Annotated in this window: 15 protein-coding genes; 7 read left to right on the top strand and 8 right to left on the bottom strand. The window is 39.8% G+C overall.

What is annotated here, in order from left to right:
- Window positions 1-16: 16 nt before the first annotated feature.
- From pqqC to CFY84_RS03500, 4 genes are read left to right on the top strand one after another with little or no spacing between them, the layout of a single operon-like run.
- Entirely contained in the window at window positions 17-775 is a 759-nt protein-coding gene (gene pqqC / locus CFY84_RS03515; protein WP_088822806.1) for a pyrroloquinoline-quinone synthase PqqC, read from the top strand.
- Window positions 772-1,050 carry a pyrroloquinoline quinone biosynthesis peptide chaperone PqqD gene (gene pqqD, locus CFY84_RS03510; RefSeq protein WP_088822805.1) on the top strand — a complete coding sequence of 93 codons (279 nt, stop codon included), beginning with the start codon at window positions 772-774 and terminating at the stop codon, window positions 1,048-1,050. The genes pqqC and pqqD overlap by 4 nt, the downstream gene beginning before the upstream one ends.
- On the top strand, window positions 1,047-2,174 hold the full coding sequence (pqqE, locus tag CFY84_RS03505; protein ID WP_088822804.1) for a pyrroloquinoline quinone biosynthesis protein PqqE: 1,128 nt from the start codon (window positions 1,047-1,049) through the stop codon (window positions 2,172-2,174). The genes pqqD and pqqE overlap by 4 nt, the downstream gene beginning before the upstream one ends.
- Before the next feature lie 28 nt (window positions 2,175-2,202).
- A complete protein-coding gene (locus tag CFY84_RS03500) occupies window positions 2,203-3,246 on the top strand; it encodes a dipeptidase (RefSeq protein WP_088822803.1) in 1,044 nt (347 codons plus the stop codon).
- A 38-nt stretch (window positions 3,247-3,284) separates the two neighbouring features.
- On the opposite strand, the gene CFY84_RS03495 is transcribed toward CFY84_RS03500, so the two are convergent.
- Together CFY84_RS03495 and CFY84_RS03490 are read right to left on the bottom strand one after the other, a co-directional pair.
- Window positions 3,285-3,938, bottom strand: a complete 654-nt coding sequence (locus CFY84_RS03495; protein ID WP_088822802.1) for an epoxyqueuosine reductase QueH — start codon at window positions 3,936-3,938, stop codon at window positions 3,285-3,287.
- 118 nt (window positions 3,939-4,056) lie between these two features.
- The gene (locus tag CFY84_RS03490; RefSeq protein WP_088822801.1) at window positions 4,057-6,132 is read right to left on the bottom strand and encodes a TonB-dependent receptor; all 2,076 of its coding nucleotides are present in this window, start codon (window positions 6,130-6,132) and stop codon (window positions 4,057-4,059) included.
- A 398-nt stretch (window positions 6,133-6,530) separates the two neighbouring features.
- Here CFY84_RS03490 and CFY84_RS03485 point away from each other — a divergent pair, with 398 nt between their 5' ends.
- Window positions 6,531-10,262, top strand: coding sequence for an autotransporter domain-containing protein (locus tag CFY84_RS03485; protein ID WP_171289027.1), 3,732 nt, complete (start codon window positions 6,531-6,533; stop codon window positions 10,260-10,262).
- Window positions 10,263-10,463: 201 nt separating this feature from the next.
- Here the strand turns inward: CFY84_RS03485 and CFY84_RS11260 are convergent, their stop codons facing one another.
- Window positions 10,464-10,778, bottom strand: a complete 315-nt coding sequence (locus CFY84_RS11260) for a hypothetical protein (protein WP_171289026.1) — start codon at window positions 10,776-10,778, stop codon at window positions 10,464-10,466.
- 430 nt (window positions 10,779-11,208) lie between these two features.
- On the opposite strand from CFY84_RS11260, the gene CFY84_RS03470 reads away from it, so the two are divergent.
- Together CFY84_RS03470 and CFY84_RS03465 are read left to right on the top strand one after the other, a co-directional pair.
- Window positions 11,209-13,809, top strand: a complete 2,601-nt coding sequence (locus tag CFY84_RS03470; protein ID WP_228149585.1) for an autotransporter domain-containing protein — start codon at window positions 11,209-11,211, stop codon at window positions 13,807-13,809.
- 161 nt (window positions 13,810-13,970) lie between these two features.
- Window positions 13,971-15,332, top strand: a complete 1,362-nt coding sequence (locus tag CFY84_RS03465) for a PepSY-associated TM helix domain-containing protein (RefSeq protein WP_228149584.1) — start codon at window positions 13,971-13,973, stop codon at window positions 15,330-15,332.
- A gap of 22 nt (window positions 15,333-15,354) precedes the next feature.
- On the opposite strand, the gene lptB is transcribed toward CFY84_RS03465, so the two are convergent.
- Genes lptB through CFY84_RS03440 form a run of 5 tightly spaced genes read right to left on the bottom strand, consistent with a single transcriptional unit; the run spans window position 15,355 to window position 18,757 of the window.
- Window positions 15,355-16,098 carry an LPS export ABC transporter ATP-binding protein gene (gene lptB / locus CFY84_RS03460; protein ID WP_088822797.1) on the bottom strand — a complete coding sequence of 248 codons (744 nt, stop codon included), beginning with the start codon at window positions 16,096-16,098 and terminating at the stop codon, window positions 15,355-15,357.
- Entirely contained in the window at window positions 16,095-16,676 is a 582-nt protein-coding gene (gene lptA / locus CFY84_RS03455) for a lipopolysaccharide transport periplasmic protein LptA (RefSeq protein ID WP_088822796.1), read from the bottom strand. Before lptA ends, lptB begins: the two co-directional genes overlap by 4 nt.
- Complete coding sequence (gene lptC, locus CFY84_RS03450) at window positions 16,660-17,208, bottom strand: LPS export ABC transporter periplasmic protein LptC (RefSeq protein ID WP_088822795.1); 549 nt, start codon at window positions 17,206-17,208, stop codon at window positions 16,660-16,662. Before lptC ends, lptA begins: the two co-directional genes overlap by 17 nt.
- Before the next feature lie 32 nt (window positions 17,209-17,240).
- A complete protein-coding gene (locus CFY84_RS03445) occupies window positions 17,241-17,780 on the bottom strand; it encodes a KdsC family phosphatase (RefSeq protein ID WP_088822794.1) in 540 nt (179 codons plus the stop codon).
- Window positions 17,780-18,757, bottom strand: coding sequence for a KpsF/GutQ family sugar-phosphate isomerase (locus CFY84_RS03440; RefSeq protein ID WP_088822793.1), 978 nt, complete (start codon window positions 18,755-18,757; stop codon window positions 17,780-17,782). The genes CFY84_RS03445 and CFY84_RS03440 overlap by 1 nt, the downstream gene beginning before the upstream one ends.
- Window positions 18,758-18,904 lie beyond the last annotated feature (147 nt).

The following is an 18,904-nucleotide window of genomic DNA, read 5'->3' as shown; positions in this document are numbered from 1 at the left end:
CGATTAAGGGGATATCATGACCAATTCGCCAGCTGCATTATCGATTGAACAATTTAAAGAAACTATATTGGCCAAAGGACAGTATTATCATATTTATCATCCATTTCATGTAATGATGTATGAAGGCCATGCCACACAAAAACAAATTCAAGCATGGGTTGCAAACCGTTATTACTATCAAATCAATATTCCATTAAAAGATGCAGCGATCATGGCAAATTGTCCAGATCAGCGTGTGCGTCAAGAGTGGATTCAACGAATGATTGACCAAGATGGTGAATATCCAGATGGTGGCGGACGTGAAGCTTGGCTGCGTCTTGCAGAAGCTGTGGGCTTAACGCGAGAGCAGGTTATTTCTGAAGAGTTGGTATTGCCAGGTGTACGTTTTGCAGTTGATGCATATGTTAACTTTGCTCGCCGTGCCACTTGGCGTGAAGCTGCGAGTAGCTCGCTGACTGAATTGTTTGCGCCAAAAATTCATCAATCACGACTTGATTCTTGGCCTGCACATTACCCTTGGATTAGTGAGCAGGGTTATGATTATTTTCGTTCGCGATTAAGCCAAGCGCGCCGTGATGTAGAACATGGCTTAAGTATTACGTTGGATTCATTTACCACTTATGAATCACAACAAAGAATGCTTGAAATTTTACAATTTAAATTAGACATTCTTTGGTCCATGTTAGATGCTTTAACATTGGCCTATGTGCATAACGAAGCGCCATATCATACTGTGACCAGCGAGCCAGTTTGGCATAAAGGATTATTTAAATGAGTTTAGATACGAGCATTATCCCTGTTTGGCAGCATGGCTATCGTTTTCAATACGAGCCAAGCCAACAGGCACATATTATTTTATACCCAGAAGGGATGATTAAGCTCAACGATACAGCATCAGCAATTGGTCAACATATTGATGGCAAAAATTCAATTGCCGATATTATTGCTCAATTAAAACAGCAGTTTGGTGATATTGCACAAATTGATGCTGATGTGATCGATTATATGCAAGTTGCTCAACGTGAAAATTGGATTAAATTAGGCGTATGACAAATCAAGTTGGTTTACCTTTATGGTTGCTTGCTGAGTTGACATATCGTTGTCCATTACAGTGCCCATATTGTTCAAATCCTTTAGAGTTTGCATCAATTCAAACCGAACTCACCACTGAGGAATGGTTTAAAGTCTTTAAAGATGCACGCCAAATGGGGGCTGTTCAACTTGGGTTTTCTGGCGGAGAACCACTTGTACGGCAAGATTTACCCGAACTCATTGAATATGCACATCAGCTTGGCTTTTATACCAATTTAATTACCTCAGGTTTAGGGTTTAATGAGGAAAAAATTGCGAAGTTTAAACAAGCAGGTTTAGACCATATTCAAGTGAGCTTTCAAGCCAGTGATCCTGTTATTAATGACATGCTAGCTGGTTCACGCAATGCTTTTGAAAAGAAAAAAGATATTGCACGATTGGTTAAGAAGTATGAATATCCAATGGTGCTTAACTTTGTGATTCATCGTCATAATATTGATCAAATTGAAGATATTATTAAGCTATGTATCGAGCTTGAAGCAGATACCGTTGAGCTTGCTATTTGTCAGTTTTATGGTTGGGCGTATTTAAATCGTCAAGGGTTACTGCCAACAAAAGCACAGCTTGAGCGGGCAGAGCGCATTACCAATGAGTATCGTGAAAAACTTAAAGCTGCGAATAATCCATGCAAATTAATTTTTGTCGTGCCAGATTATTATGAAGAACGCCCTAAAGCATGTATGAATGGTTGGGGAAATATCTTTTTAACCATCACTCCTGATGGCACAGCATTACCATGTCATGCTGCACGTCAATTGCCAATGCAATTTCCAAATGTGAAAGACATGGCTTTACCTGATATTTGGTATAAATCAACTGGCTTTAATCACTTTCGAGGCTATGATTGGATGCCAGAGCCATGCCGCACCTGTCCAGAAAAAACCAAAGACTTTGGTGGCTGTCGTTGCCAAGCCTTTATGTTGACAGGTGACGCATCTCAGCCGGATCCTGTGTGTTCAAAGTCTGATCATCACCATATGATTGTTCAAGCACGTGAAGAAAGCGAAAAAATGTTAGCACTTGAAGATCTGACTTTTAGAAATAAGAAAAATTCGAAACGAATTTTTGTTAGTCAATCATAATTTGTTTGCTGACACATAGGAGGCTTAAATGTCATTTCCAATATTTGATGGGCACAATGATGTTTTAGCTCGACTTTGGTTATCAAACGATTTAAATCGTCCTGCGTATGCATTTTTAACTCAAATGCTACCAGGACAAATGGATCTGAAGCGTTGTCAGCAAGCGGGCATGGTTGGTGGCATGTTTGCTATATTTATACCACCTTTTGACTATGTCGCTCAGCATGCACCGCACCGTTTATCATCTAATCAAACCGCGTATAGTCGTGCAGATTTAATGCAAATTTGCATGGCACAAATGGCTTATGCTTTAGAAATTGAAACACAGTCTAACGGCTTAGTTAAAATTTGTCGTACAGTTTCTGAAATTCAATCATGCATTGAAAATCAATTATTTGCGATGATTTTACATTTGGAAGGTGCAGATGCTTTTGATGATGATTTGCATGCTTTAGATGTATTTTATGCAGCAGGATTACGCAGTATTGGGCCATTATGGAATTTACCTAGTCAATTTGGTCATGGGCTACAAGCCAAATTTCCACATTCACCAAACACAGGTAGCGGACTGACTGAACTAGGCAAGCATTTGGTTACGGTATGCCAAGATAAGCATATGGTGGTTGATGTTTCACACATGAATGAACATGCATTTTGGGACACAGCTGAAATATTAACTCAACCACTTGTTGCAACGCATTCTAATGTGCATGCAATTTGCCCGCAAGCACGCAACTTGTTGGATGCTCAGTTACAAGCGATTCGACAAAGCCATGGTTTTGTTGGGGTAAATTTTGATACTGCATTTTTACGCAAAGATGGTCAACGCAACGCTCAAACAGAATTTGCAGTGATGTTTGAACATATTGATTATTTAATCGATGCAATTGGCGTAGATGGCGTGGGCTTTGGTTCAGATTATGACGGGGGTTTTATGTCTGAAGCATGGTCTGATGTGTCTAAAATGCCAAATTTATTGGATGCATTATCTTCACATGGTTATAGCGATCAAGTTATTCGAAAATTGTGCTATCAAAATTGGCTAGGTGTACTACAAAAAATTTGGCAATAAACCCAAATCAGAATTTGAGTTTATTGCTGTAAAAGAGTCTATTCATCATCACTCATGGCTGAATAAAACTTAACACCTAGTTTAATTCGATTACGGCCACGACTCATTCTAAAACGATTGGTATCACGTAATGAGTAAACACAACCACAGTATTCTTGTTGATAAAATTCTTCGCGCTTACTGATCTCAATCATGCGACTAGAACCACCGCCTTTACGCCAATTATAGTCCCAATACGTCATATTCGGATAATGAGAAGCCGCACGTTCACCACAGCCATTAATTTGTTTCATATCTTTCCAACGCGATATGCCTAAAGAGCTAGAGATGACAGGGAAGCCATGCTCATGGGCATAAAGTGCTGTGCGTTCAAAACGCATATCAAAACACATGGTACAGCGAATGCCACGCTCTGGTTCATTCTCCATCCCTTTTGCTCGCTCAAACCAATTATCTGTGTCGTAATCACAATCAATAAATGGAATGTTATGCTGCTCAGCAAAACGGATATTTTCTTCTTTTCGAATTAAATATTCTTTTGCTGGATGAATATTTGGATTATAAAAGAAAATTGAAAATTCAATACCTGATGCAATAATTGCCTCCATGACTTCACCTGAACATGGCGCGCAGCAAGAATGTAACAGTAGCTTATCTGCATTGTTTGGAAGTTCTAACTTAGGTCTTTGCATAGAGAAATCAATTGAAACTGAATTGTGTCGCTATTATACGAGAAAATGAATCCTTTTTGTGCTTATTTAATAACCAATAAATAAGCTAATAAGCCTAGGGTCCAACATTCTATTGGTTTTAAAATTGATAATTTAATGTGAATGTTGCTTTGAGCGGCTCACCAGGTTGCACCCAATAGTTGGTATAACTAGAAACATAGTAAGTTTTGTCAAATAAATTCGAAATGTTGAGCTGTGCTTTTAGTTGTGATGTCAGTGCAATTTGCCCACCGACATTTATAACTGTAAATGCAGGTAAAGTGGTGCCGTTATCAATATAGTTGGCACTGCGCTGACCATAATGGTTAACATTTAAATGTAAATTAGCAGGATGACCAAATGCATTAAACTGATATTGAGTGGTCAAATTTGCATTATGTTTAGGGATATTTTTTAAACGAGCACCTTTGGCTTCGATTTCACTTTCAATAATTGATGCATTTGTGAGGGTATAGTTAAGTAGAATAGACCATGCATCTGTGAATTGGTGTGCTAAGGTAAATTCAATTCCATGGCTTCGTACTTGTCCGCTATCCACATAATTATCGCTGATGCCTTCTGTTAATAAATGTTCTTTTTTCATATCAAAATAAATTAAGCTCAGCCAACTCATAGGTAAGAACTGATATTTACCACCAAACTCTATGCTTTTTGTTCGTTCAGGCGCATATAGTTGATTGTCTTTATTTAAACCTGTATTCATTTCAAATGCCTTGCCCCAATTGGCATAAAAAGCAAGTTGGTCATTAAATTTATAGTTTATACCTACGCGCGGGCTAATAGGTTTGTAATCTTTTTGAGCTGAAATACCTGTTTTAAAGTCAGTAATGGACTGTTGCATTTGATCGATCCGCACACCGAATAATAAATTCCATGCAGCGTTCAAAAATATTTGATCTTGTACATTCAGCGCAATGTTCTTTTGATGTTCTTTTGTTTGCTTGGTGGTTCGAGCAAGCTGTAAAATTGGCTGATCGTAAGATGGTGTATCAAATGAAATTGGGCTGTTTGTACCAACAGCATTTCTTTGCTGAAATTGATGGATTTGATAATCACTCAATTCAATATTGCCAAGTAACTCATGGCTTATGTGCCCAATATCAAATTTACCTTTTATCATGCTCTGAAAAAGGGTGTTTTCTGTCGCAAAATGACGGTAACGTCGAAATCGATTGAGCTGATTTGTCGGGTTTGAAAAAGAGGAAACTTCTGTAGATGTTCCACCTCGTACACCACGGTCATAACTGAGTGCTGTTGTACTTTTCCAGTTTGGATTGAATTCATGTTCTAACCGCAGTTGAAAAAAGCGATCCTTTACCTGCATATTGCCATCACGTGGATCATTATAAAAATTTTTTATATTGGCAAATTGTCCATTGATAAGAGGAATTCCACGATCAAATACGCCTTGATAGGCTGAAAATTCAGTATCTACATCAAGCTGAGTAGCAGGGGACAACTTGAAGCTAAATTGTGGTGCAATGAAATAGTTTTCATGATCAACCTTATTTCTAAAACTTTGATTATTTTCATAAGCTAAGCCTAAGCGATAAGCAATTTGGTCTGTTAATGCGCCTGTGGTATCCAAAGATGTTCGATATTGTTCATAAGATGATGCACTTATACTGATTTCATGTGCTGTTTCCCAAGAGGGCTTTTTGGTTGTGATGTTCATCACGCCGCCAATCGCCCCCTGTCCATACATTGCTGCCATTGGACCTTTTAAAAAATCAATGGATTCAATATTAACCATATCTCTTGGTGTATGAATACCACTTACCGCACTGAGACCATTTCTTAGTGAGTTCGTGCCCATGTTGGGGTCAGTACTAAAACCTCTAAACGAGTAATTATCCCAAAACCCACCACCATAACTGTCTTGATAAAACACACCACTTGTTGATGTTAAAGCATCTTGAATCCGCACTATATTCTGATTTTGGATTTGTGTTTTTGATACGTGTGATTGATTAAAAGGTAAATCCAGCAAAGAGTGGTTGAATCCTGTTAAAGCACTGCTCTGATATGTTTTGTTTTTTGATGTTTCTGAATTAATGCGAATGACAGGTAGGTTAATATTTTCTTCAGCAAAGGCAACCACTGGAATAAATCCAAATCCAATCAAAAAAGGAACAGTAAACATGACTTTATACATGGAATTTCACTTTAAGCAGTTAAAGATAGGGATGGTTCTAAAAGAAGTATATGATATAGGAATTAAGTCTTAAAAATATAATAAATAGCATACTGTATGGAAAGATAAATATGTATAAATAATCCAGTAACAAATTTAATTTGAGCTATATAAGTTTTTGTTAACGAAGATATCTATCAGATAAAAAACAGATTTATTAAATTACTTTTTGTGTATCATCTTTTTCCTCAAGAATTCTCTGCCTATTTATGACTTTACACTATGTTAAAAATTGATAATTTGAGTATAAATAATGTAGACTAATTAAATATTATGATGTTTTTTGTAAAGTTATTTTTTGAACGATTTAGTGAAGATTTGCACTCCTAATTTTTGGTGATTAATTTGTCACTTCTTGAGTGTCTGTCGTACTAGATCGGATTGATTTTAAACCTTGGGGGGTTTTAATGCACGGTATCCACTTTAACAAGTCATTGGTTGCGGTTGCCGTGACGTCAGTATTATTATCAGCATGTAATGTTGATACAGTTAATTCAAATCCAAGTACATCTGTTATTCCTGTTAGTCCAACTGTCACAACGCCAACCGTTACAGCACCAGTTGCACCAACGCCTGCGCCTGAACCAACACCAGTTGCACCAACACCAACACCAGTTGCACCAACGCCTGCACCTGAACCAACACCGGTTGCACCAACACCTGCGCCAGAACCAACACCAGTTGCGCCAACACCTACGCCAGAACCAACACCAGTTGCACCGACACCTGCACCTGAACCAACACCGGTTGCACCAGCGCCTGCGCCAGAACCAACACCAGTTGCACCGACACCTGCACCTGAACCAACACCGGTTGCACCAGCGCCTGCGCCAGAACCAACACCAATTGCACCAACGCCTGCGCCTGAACCAACACCAGTTGCACCAACACCTGCGCCTGAACCAACACCGGTTGCGCCAACGCCTGCGCCTGAGCTAACACCGGTTGCACCAACGCCTGCGCCTGAACCAACACCGGTTGCACCAACACCTGCACCTGAACCAACACCGGTTGCGCCAACGCCTGCGCCTGAGCTAACACCGGTTGCACCAACGCCTGCGCCTGAACCAACACCAGTTGCACCAACACCTGCGCCTGAACCAACACCAGTTGCACCAACACCTGCGCCTGAACCAACACCGGTTGCACCAACGCCTGCGCCTGAACCAACACCAGTTGCACCAACACCTGCGCCTGAACCAACACCGGTTGCACCAACACCTGCGCCTGAACCAACACCGGTTGCACCAACGCCTGCGCCTGAACCAACACCGGTTGCACCAACGCCTGCGCCTGAACCAACACCAGTTGCACCAACGCCTGCGCCTGAACCAACACCAGTTGCACCAACACCTGCGCCTGAACCAACACCAGTTGTACCGACGCCTGCGCCTGAACCAACACCGGTTTCGCCAACACCTGCGCCTGAACCAACACCGGTTGCACCGACACCTACGCCTGCACCAACACCAGATCAATATCCGATTAAGATTGGAGTTATTGATACAGGTGCAATGACTAAGGAAATGTTGAAAGAAAATGTGAAGGATGTTTCTCGATACGAATTGAATGAATCAGGTAACATTGTTACAGTTAAAAGTTTAATGAATGCAGACATTGATCAGCAAGATATTGGTGATAGCGATCATGGAAGTTACGTATCACAGGTGATTGCTGGTAAAGACACACATGGTTCAACTCGTGGAATAGCAAAAGACATTGCACAAATTTATGCAGCACAGACTACAGATGCAGATGGTGTCAGTAACAGTGGATTAAACTTTTTTGCGATGTATGATCTACAAAAAAGATATAGCGTAAATTTGTTTAATTTATCGTCAGGTATTGCTTCAGGTAGCCCGGCAATCAGAAAAGGTAGTACTGAAGATTTCTATGCTCAAAATGTAGTAAATAATGGTGGATTAATTGTATTAGCAGCAGGTAATGACGGTCGAAATCAGCCTTCGCCAGAATCATTAATGCCAATGGTTAATTCATCTTTAGAAAAAGGATGGTTAGTTGTTGCAGGGATTGATTCCGGTGAAAATGGTGAATACATGTCAGGGTCAAATCGATGTGGTTCAGCTGCTCGTTGGTGCTTGGTTGGTGATTTTACAACGAAAGACTTCCATGTTGACTCAATGCCAGCCAACCAAACTGCTCAATTAACAGGCACTTCTTTTGCAGCACCACAAATCACTGCAACAGCAGCATGGGTTTGGCAAACTTATTCTTGGATGACGAACGATCAGGTCCGTCAAACAATACTAACGACCGCAGATTATCTTGATGATGGTTCTGTTTTTGACAAAAACAATCCATACAATAAAACCGCAGGATGGGGCTATTATAATTTAGATAAAGCCATTCGTGGGCCTGGTGGGTTTTATAAGGTTTTTGGAAGTACTTTTGATGCGAATGTAACTGAAAACGCTATATTCTCTAATAATATTAAAGGGGATGGTGGTCTCACCAAGCGTGGGTCTGGGATTTTAGTGTCTATTGGTGAAAATACTTATACCGGCGATACCATCATCAAAGAGGGGCTGTTTGCGTTATACGGAAAAATGGCATCTAATGTAGTAATTGAAACTGAAGGGGTTGTTTCAAGTGCCAAAGATTTTTTTGATTTTTCTAATAGAAAAGATACACCATTTTATGTGAATTTTAACGCTATTGATAATAGTGGTCTTTTAGTCACAGCAAATGGTGAGCTGTCTGTTGGTCGATATATACAAAGAAAAACAGGCGCATTATGGTATGAGTTAGATCGACTTTTAAAAGTAAATACCGCTGAATTACTTGGTGGCGAGCTGAGTGTATATTCAGAAGATCAAAATTTTGTGACTACAGGTAATCATACAGTCATTGATGCAACACAATCTGTGACAGGGCAGTTTGATAGCGTGGATTCAGCTTCCCCTTTCCTTGTTGTAAAGAATACATCATACAATGCAAAATCTGTTGTTGTTGATATCGGACTTGCTGATGCACAAGTCTTGGGTACTATTGCAGGAGGAGTAAGCACACCGGCTGGAACAATGGTAAACCAGCTTGCTTCGACTGCTCAAAGTGATTATGCCGCAGGCAATATCGACACTGATGCTGTGAAATATATGACTGGGCTACAGTCAGTGACAAGTAGTGCACAAGTGCAATCTATTTTAAACAGTAACTCAGGTTCTATATTTGCTGAAACGCCTGCTGTATTACTGCAAAACCAAGCGATGGTGAATGATTCAATTGCAAGAAGAACCGCTTATGTAACTGATGCAGAATCAGGTGTTTGGGCCAATACACAATACTTAAATAATCAAAATGGTGCATCGGGTTGGGATACGGTTGACTCAAGCATTACCACAGTTACAGCAGGTATAGACCGCTTTATCAACTCAGACTTCTTACTTGGTGGTTATGTTTCACAATACAAGGATTCATCAAGATTCAGCTTGAATGGTGATAAAAACAAAGTTGATATGATCTTTGGTGGTGCTTATGGTAAATACACACTTGATCAGTGGTATGTATCAGGAAATGCTTATTATGGTCGTGGAGACAGCAAGTTTGATCGTACGATTCAAACCGGAGTATCTTCAACGTCAGCAACATCATTAGGCAATATCACAACTTATGGTGTGTATGGTGAATTGGGTTATGTTTTACAACCTAGTCAAGCATTATCAGTAACACCATATCTTGGTTTAGGCAGTTCATTTGTAAACCAAGGTGCTGTGTATGAAACCAACCGTTATGGTTTAGCAGTTGATAAGATTGATTCACATGATACACGTGTAAAAGTGGGTTTAAATGCATTACTGACAGTGAGTGATAACTTTAAGTTTGGTGGTTTTACAGAATATAGCCAAAGCTTATCAAGAGACTTAGGTGATGTGACCATTCGTTCGAACATTGCCAATGCTGAGATAAATTATAAGGCGCCTGAATTTAAGAAAGGCTACGCGACAATTGGTCTTAATGGTCAATATGTGACTGACTCGAAGAAGTGGAAGTTCTTTGGAGATGTTGCTTATCTAAACAGCACAAACAAATCGAATTACCAAGGTCAATTTGGTGTGAAATATAGTTACTAATAACCTGAAGAATAAAAAAGAGCCCTGAGGGGCTCTTTTTTATGTGAATTGGTTCAATATTTATAAGTTAAATAAAAAATATAATACATATTTAAATAGATATGATACTATTTTAGTACAAAACTATTTTTTTGGGGACTTTGATGCAGGTTGTTAATTTCAATAAATCATTGATTGCAATTGCTGTTACATCGGTTTTGCTTAGCGCATGTAATGTTGATACAAATAATACAAATTTAAGAACGTCAATAATTCCTGTAAAACCTGTTGCACCAACACCTGCACCTGAACCTGTTGCACCGACACCAGCACCTGAACCTGTTGCACCAACACCAGCCCCTGAACCGGTTGCACCAACACCTGCGCCTGAGCCTGTTGCACCAACACCGGCCCCTGAGCCTGTTGCTCCAACACCGGCGCCTGAACCTGTTGCTCCAACACCGGCGCCTGAACCTGTTGCTCCAACACCGGCCCCTGAGCCTGTTGCACCAACACCGGCACCTGAGCCTGTTGCACCGACACCTGCGCCTGAACCTGTTACACCAACACCAACACCGGCTCCTGAGCCTGTTGCACCGGCACCAACGCCTGAACCTGTTGCGCCAACACCGGCGCCTGAACCTGTTGCGCCAACACCTGCCCTGAGCCTGTTGCACCAACACCAGCGCCTGAACCTGTTGCTCCAACACCGGCTCCTGAACCTGTTGCACCAACACCGGCGCCTGAACCTGTTGCTCCAACACCGGCGCCTGAACCTGTTGCACCAACACCGGCACCTGAGCCTGTTGCGCCAACACCGGCCCCTGAACCTGTTACGCCAACACCGGCGCCTGAACCTGTTGCGCCAACACCTGAGCCTGTTGCACCAACACCAGCGCCTGAACCTGTTGCTCCAACACCTGAACCTGTTGCACCAGCACCGACGCCAGATCAGTTTCCAATTAAAGTGGGTGTTGTTGATTCAGGTGCAATGACTAGGGAGATGTTAAAAGAAAATGTAAAGAATGTTACTAGATACTCAGTAGATTCAAGAGGTAATGTTAGAGCTCTAGATCTGACAGATGCTGATATTGATACACAAGATATTGCGACTAATGATCATGGAAGTTACGTTTCACAAGTCATTGCCGGCAAAGACACTCATGGCTCAACTCGTGGAATTGCAAAAGACATTGCACAAATCTATGCAGCGCAAGTGACAGATGCCCAAGGCCGCAGTCGATCTGATTTAAACTTTTTCTCAATGAGATATATGCAGACACAATATCAAGTTAATTTATTTAATGCATCATGGGGCTCTAGTCCTGGAGGAGCAATTCCTGATGCTAATAGTAACGAGACGCGTTTTGCTCAGCTTGTTGTAGATAATAATGGATTGATTGTTTTTGCAGCAGGTAATGATTATACTGTAGAACCATCACCACAATCGTTAATGCCAACTATGTATCCGACTTTAGAAAAAGGATGGTTGGTTGTTGCAGGTGTTGATAATGATAAAAATCTTTACGAAGATGGTTCTAATGCTTGTGGAAGTGCTGCACGTTGGTGTTTAGCTGGGGATTTTGTGACTAAACCAATTCATGTAGATTCTCAACCTGATAGCAAAACTGCTCAATTACTAGGTACTTCTTTTGCTGCACCGCAAATTACAGCAACAGCAGCATGGGTTTGGTATACCTATTCTTGGATGACAAATGATCAAGTACGTCAAACAATACTAACGACTGCAGATTATCTTGATGATGGTTCTGTTTTTGATGAAAACCATCCATATAACACTACCACAGGGTGGGGCTATTATAATTTAGATAAAGCACGCCATGGTGTAGGCGGCTTTTATAAACTATTTGGTGATACCTTTGATGCGAATGTCACCACCGATTCTATATTCTCGAATGATATTAAAGGTGATGGTGGTCTAACCAAAAGAGGAGATAAGCGTTTAAGCTTAATTGGAGAACAAACTTATACTGGTGATACAATTGTTAAAGAAGGCGAGTTTTCTTTATATGGACAATTAAAATCAAATGTGATCATTGAGAAAGATGCAATTGTCTCGAGTGCTGAAGATGTATTAGATAAAGGCGGTTTTGCAAAAGTTAATACGCCATTTTATGTGTCATTTGCATCAATTGATAACCGAGGAATACTGACAACACAAGCCGGTGAGCTTTTTGTTGGGCAATATGTACAAAGCGTAACAGGCTCACTGTGGTATGAGTTAGATCATCTATTAAAAGTAAATACCGCTGAGTTACTTGGTGGCGGACTTGAAATTTACTCTAATAATGACAAATTCATTACTGTGGGTAATCATACAGTTATTGATGCAACACAATCTGTGACAGGGCAATTTGATAAGGTCACCACCCAATCACCATTTTTAAGACTTGATGGAGTTCAATACAATACTAATTCTGTCATTGTAAATATTGGACTTGCTGATGCACAAGTCTTGGGTACTATTGCAGGAGGAGTAAGCACACCGGCTGGAACAATGGTAAACCAGCTTGCTTCGACTGCTCAAAGTGATTATGCCGCAGGCAATATCGACACTGATGCTGTGAAATATATGACTGGGCTACAGTCAGTGACAAGTAGTGCACAAGTGCAATCTATTTTAAACAGTAACTCAGGTTCTATATTTGCTGAAACGCCTGCTGTATTACTGCAAAACCAAGCGATGGTGAATGATTCAATTGCAAGAAGAACCGCTTATGTAACTGATGCAGAATCAGGTGTTTGGGCCAATACACAATACTTAAATAATCAAAATGGTGCATCGGGTTGGGATACGGTTGACTCAAGCATTACCACAGTTACAGCAGGTATAGACCGCTTTATCAACTCAGACTTCTTACTTGGTGGTTATGTTTCACAATACAAGGATTCATCAAGATTCAGCTTGAATGGTGATAAAAACAAAGTTGATATGATCTTTGGTGGTGCTTATGGTAAATACACACTTGATCAGTGGTATGTATCAGGAAATGCTTATTATGGTCGTGGAGACAGCAAGTTTGATCGTACGATTCAAACCGGAGTATCTTCAACGTCAGCAACATCATTAGGCAATATCACAACTTATGGTGTGTATGGTGAATTGGGTTATGTTTTACAACCTAGTCAAGCATTATCAGTAACACCATATCTTGGTTTAGGCAGTTCATTTGTAAACCAAGGTGCTGTGTATGAAACCAACCGTTATGGTTTAGCAGTTGATAAGATTGATTCACATGATACACGTGTAAAAGTGGGTTTAAATGCATTACTGACAGTGAGTGATAACTTTAAGTTTGGTGGTTTTACAGAATATAGCCAAAGCTTATCAAGAGACTTAGGTGATGTGACCATTCGTTCGAACATTGCCAATGCTGAGATAAATTATAAGGCGCCTGAATTTAAGAAAGGCTACGCGACAATTGGTCTTAATGGTCAATATGTGACTGACTCGAAGAAGTGGAAGTTCTTTGGAGATGTTGCTTATCTAAACAGCACAAACAAATCGAATTACCAAGGTCAATTTGGTGTGAAATATAGTTACTAATAACCTGAAGAATAAAAAAGAGCCCTGAGGGGCTCTTTTTTTATTGTAGCAATTTAAAAAATAAAACAAGGTTTATAGATGCTGGTGATACTGCGATAAACAATGCAAATCGATGGTGCAATTGCTATGATGTGATACTTGTTAGTAGATACATGAGTGAAATGGCGTTGAATAAGCAATTTTGGGACAATGGTTTAAAATGCATTCATGTTTATGTTGGCATTTTAATTGCGCCTTTAATTTTAATTGCTGCATTCACTGGTGTTTTATACGGATTAACGCCTCAGATTGAACGTACGCTCTATAAAAACTTTTTAATTGCACACCATCAACCAAATGCTAAACCACAAGCACTGAGTGTGCAGATTCAACGTGCGCAAGACGTTTTACCCAAAACTGCCCATATTATGGCTGTACGCCCAGCAGAAAATACAAATGCAACAACGCGTGTTTTATATATGGATGATGAACATGCAAAAAAAATGATGGCTGTGTTTATCAATCCATACACTTTGAATGCTCAAGGTCAGTTGGCTGTATATGGAACCAGTGGTGTTTTGCCTATGCGGACTTTTTTAGATCAGTTACACCGAGAATTATTACTTGGTCATTATGGTCGAATTTATAGTGAGCTAGCGGCAAGTTGGTTGGGTGTTTTGGCACTTACGGGACTGATACAGTGGTTTAGAAAAAGAAATCAGCAACTTGTTATACAGCGATCTTCTTCTACCAAAAAGCATATACTAATTGGTTTGATTTTTTTACCTGCTTTATTATTTTTTTCAATTACAGGGCTGACATGGTCAAATTGGGCAGGGGGGAACATTGCTCAATTTCGGCATTGGTTTAATGGTGATACACCAACATTACAAACGAATTTATCTCATCAAAGTCAGGCAAACGAACAAGATCCACATGCAGAGCATCATGCAGCGACAATGCATTTAAAAGGGCCTATGGCCAATTTGAACTTGCAAAATTTTGATGAAATTTTATTGATTGCACGTGAAAATGGCTTAGTAGCACACCGTTTACAAATTAAACCTAGCGACCAAATCAATCGTGCATGGACAGTACAAGAAATGAATCATCAATGGCCTATTCAGGTGGATGCCATTGCTGTTGATATGAATACTAAACAAGTGGTCGATAAATTAGAATTTAAAGATTTTCCACTATCTGCTCGATTAACGCGGTGGGGAGTCGATTTACATATTGGCGTATTGTTTGGTTGGATAAATCAAATTGCTTTGGTTTTAAGTGGTTTAGCCATTTGCTTGGCAATATTATTGATTTATATCCCTTGGTTAATTTACAGTAAACCTAAAACGATTTTACTGCAATTTAGTCAGCATGTCCGGTTATGGTGGCAATCAGGTACAAACATACAGCGTGTTTCAACGCTAAGTATTATTGGATTGCTTTACTTTGTAATACCTGTATGGTTTTGGAGTGTTATGGTATTTATTGCAATCACAGGCTTAGTTACTCTATATGAGCAGTATAAAGCGAAGCTAAATTAGATTTAATTTAGCCTCATTTCATTTATACAGTAAAATTATCACCAAGATAAACTTCACGAACTTGAGAGTTTGCTAAAATTTCGTCTGCTGTGCCTTCTGCAATCACAGAGCCTTCACTGACAATATATGCTTTTTCACATATCGCAAGTGTTTCACGCACGTTATGATCGGTAATTAAAACCCCAATACCACGATTTTTTAGATTTTCGATAATATCTTTAATATCGCCAACAGAAATTGGGTCAACCCCTGCGAAAGGCTCATCTAGCAGCATAAATTTGGGATCCGCAGCCAATGCACGTGCAATTTCTGCACGGCGACGCTCGCCACCAGACACGCTCATACCTAAAGAGTCTTTGATATGACTGATTTTAAAGTCATCAAGCAATGCTTTTAAACGCTGTTCACGCTCAGCTTTACTCAGTTCTTTACGTGTTTCTAAAATTGCCATGATATTTTCAGCAATGGTCAATTTACGGAAAATAGATGCTTCTTGTGGTAAATAACCTAAGCCTTTTCGTGCGCGTTCATGCATTGCGTAATTCGATAAGTCTTGGTCATCTAAATAGATTTCACCTTTATCCATTCGAACTAAGCCGACCACCATGTAAAAGCTTGTGGTTTTACCTGCACCATTTGGTCCAAGTAAGCCGACAATTTGACCGCTTTGCATTTCAAATGAAACATCTTTAACAACCCAGCGTTTGCTGTAGTTTTTAGCAAGATGTTTAATTCGCAAAGTTTGGGGTGTTAATGTATGGCTCATGGACTAACAGCCCCTTGACTTATTTTAGAGCTATTTGGTGGAATAATAATTTGTACACGGCCAGAATTGGTTGTGTTTTTATTGCTTGAGCCGCCTGAAGTATTGCTTCCTACAGCTTCAATATCACCTTTGTTCATACTATAACGAAGAGAGCCACCACGAACACTTGCACCATCTTGAGTGACCATTGCATTGCCTGTTAATACAATAATCCCAGTGTCTGCATTATAGACAATGCGTTGTCCTTGTCCTTTTGCTAAGCCTTTATTTGCTTCAGTTTGTTGCTGAAACTGAGCAGGATTACCTGTGGCAGTGACGGTACTAATTTGACGATCTTTATTTAATTGTGCAGTCACAGCAGAAGCTTGTAACTTCATAGTACCTTGTTCAATCACAACATTACCTGTATAGGTGGTAAAGCCTGTTTTATCATTATAGGTTGCTTTGTCTGCATTTAATGAAATCGGTTTACTACGATCACTTGGCAAAGCATGTGCTGTTGCGGTCATTACGGTTAAAGAGCCGATCGCAAGTTTAAGCAATACGTGATGGCGAACTCGTTTAAGATGTAGGAGCATACTTTCCTCGAATATTAAAAAACTCGTACTGCCCTGAATTTAGGTCAGCCTTTAATCCTTGACTTACAAATTGGCTTTGTGGTGATTCAACTTGAACCTTTTGATCAGTTTCAACCATTTTAGTTTTTGGATAGCCAGTTAGTTCAGTTGTCGTTAATGTCATGGTACCTTGTGGCGTTACTTTGTTCGCAACAACATGGTCTCTAAGTACAAATTTTTCATTGTCATTATAGCCATCTGCACGTGGGGCAGAGTATGTACCATCTTCTTTGCCTTGTGTATATGTTGTCACATATAGGTTATACATTTGTGTTGTGGCATCTTGCTTGTTTTGTATAATTCGGTCAACAGAAGACCGTGTAGAAACTGCACCTTTTTCGTCTGTCTGCGTCAGTTTAACTTGCTCTGCTGCATAAGTCATGTTACGTGATGAATCTACGTCTAATTTTTTACTTTTGCCACTAAAATAGTAGTAACCACTTGTTATCATTACAATCACAAGGGCAGCAGCATATAAATTTTTTGTTTCCATAGGCGTCGTTGGTCAGCAAAGCAAGTAAGTGATTAATGTGGGGTTGTTAAGTGTTTTTCAAGGAGCTCGTCATACACGCCTTTTGCTTGTAAAAGCATATCACAAATTTCCCTGACTGCGCCGCGTCCGCCCATAGCTTGGGTAACAAGGTCCGCACGACGGCGTACTTCAACATGACCATTTGGTACAGTAACTTTCATGCCTGCAATGGAAAAAGCAGATAGATCCGGCCAATCATCACCCATATATAAGCAGTCTTGAGGTGTTAAATTCAGTTGAGCACAAGCTTCTTTCAGTGCAGTCCCTTTATCTTCACGACCTTGAAAGACCAAATCTACACCTAAATCTGTCATCCGTTTTTGAACAATATGGCTTTGTCGCCCTGTAATAATGATGACTTTTAATCCAGCTTGTTGAACAAGCTTCATACCTAGACCATCACGAATATCAAATGATTTTATTTCATCACCGCTATTCGTTAAGGTCACAAAACCATCGCTTAAAATTCCATCTACATCTAATACAAGGGCTTGAACATCGCGTGCTTGTTCTAACAAAACATAAGAAGCCATTATGCAACTCCAGCACGAATTAAATCATGCATACTTAAAACACCAATCACTTGTTTTTGGTCATTGGTGACGACAAATTGATTAATTTTACGGTCTCGTAATTGTTCTAACGCTTCAACTGCACGTGCATCTGCAGATATAGTGCTTGGATTTTTAATCATGACTTCTGCAACAGGTAAATTCACATCAAAACCTTGTTGTTTATCAATCAGTCGACGTAAGTCACCATCGGTAAAAATACCTAAGAGTACATCGTTGTCATCTACAACAGTTGTTAAACCCAATCGTTTTTCAGTAATTTCAAACAAAACCTGACGCATGGGTGTATTTGGCGATACTTTTGGTAGTTCTAAATCTGTATGCATTAGATGCTTTACATATAATAATAGACGTTTACCTAGTGCACCTGCTGGGTGAGAACGTGCAAAGTCATCTGATGTAAAACCACGGGCATCGAGTAAAGAGACAGCAAGTGCATCTCCAAGAGCCAAGGTGGCTGTTGTACTTGAAGTTGGTGCAAGCCCTAAAGGACAAGCTTCTTGGGATAAACCTAAAGTGAGAGCAACATCCGCATTCTGTGGCATCGGACCATGTTCAGTTGCACTGATGGTAATTAAAGGAATATTTAGATGTTTAATTAACGGCATAAGCATCATAATTTCATCGCTCTTGCCTGAGTTTGAAATTGCAATGACCACATCACCTTTAACAAGCATACCTAGGTCGCCATGACTTGCTTCACCAGGGTGCATAAAAAATGAGGGTGTTCCTGTTGATGCAAATGTTGCAGCCATTTTTCGCCCAATATGACCAGATTTTCCCATACCTGTGACCACAAGACGACCTTGACATGCCAAAATAATTTCACAGGCTTTGACAAAACGGTCATCAATTTGTGTTGCGAGTACATCAAGTGCATGTTGCTCGATTTTCAATGTATCTAAGGCAACTTGTTTAAATTTTAAGGGATTTGACATAGGTAGAGAGCTCAAAAACAGGGGGCTTATTGCAGATGCCGCATATTCAGCGCATAAAAAAGTATCCTGTATATTAACATAGAACCAGTAGATACATGTTTTCAAATGTATAACTTTTCATAAACTTATCTTTTTTATTTATTAAAA

It is taken from the genome of Acinetobacter apis (assembly GCF_900197575.1).
GTDB lineage: Bacteria > Pseudomonadota > Gammaproteobacteria > Pseudomonadales > Moraxellaceae > Acinetobacter > Acinetobacter apis.
This window is presented reverse-complemented; position numbering and strand designations above follow the sequence as displayed.

Coding starts and splice junctions, on each gene's coding strand:
- CFY84_RS03465 (WP_228149584.1), top strand. CDS start 13,971: ATGGCGTTGAATAAGCAATTTTGGGACAATGGTTTAAAATGCATTCAT.
- CFY84_RS03490 (WP_088822801.1), bottom strand. CDS start 6,132: ATGTATAAAGTCATGTTTACTGTTCCTTTTTTGATTGGATTTGGATTT.
- CFY84_RS03440 (WP_088822793.1), bottom strand. CDS start 18,757: ATGTCAAATCCCTTAAAATTTAAACAAGTTGCCTTAGATACATTGAAA.
- lptB (WP_088822797.1), bottom strand. CDS start 16,098: ATGAGCCATACATTAACACCCCAAACTTTGCGAATTAAACATCTTGCT.
- lptC (WP_088822795.1), bottom strand. CDS start 17,208: ATGGAAACAAAAAATTTATATGCTGCTGCCCTTGTGATTGTAATGATA.
- pqqD (WP_088822805.1), top strand. CDS start 772: ATGAGTTTAGATACGAGCATTATCCCTGTTTGGCAGCATGGCTATCGT.
- pqqC (WP_088822806.1), top strand. CDS start 17: ATGACCAATTCGCCAGCTGCATTATCGATTGAACAATTTAAAGAAACT.
- pqqE (WP_088822804.1), top strand. CDS start 1,047: ATGACAAATCAAGTTGGTTTACCTTTATGGTTGCTTGCTGAGTTGACA.
- CFY84_RS03445 (WP_088822794.1), bottom strand. CDS start 17,780: ATGGCTTCTTATGTTTTGTTAGAACAAGCACGCGATGTTCAAGCCCTT.
- CFY84_RS03500 (WP_088822803.1), top strand. CDS start 2,203: ATGTCATTTCCAATATTTGATGGGCACAATGATGTTTTAGCTCGACTT.
- lptA (WP_088822796.1), bottom strand. CDS start 16,676: ATGCTCCTACATCTTAAACGAGTTCGCCATCACGTATTGCTTAAACTT.
- CFY84_RS03495 (WP_088822802.1), bottom strand. CDS start 3,938: ATGCAAAGACCTAAGTTAGAACTTCCAAACAATGCAGATAAGCTACTG.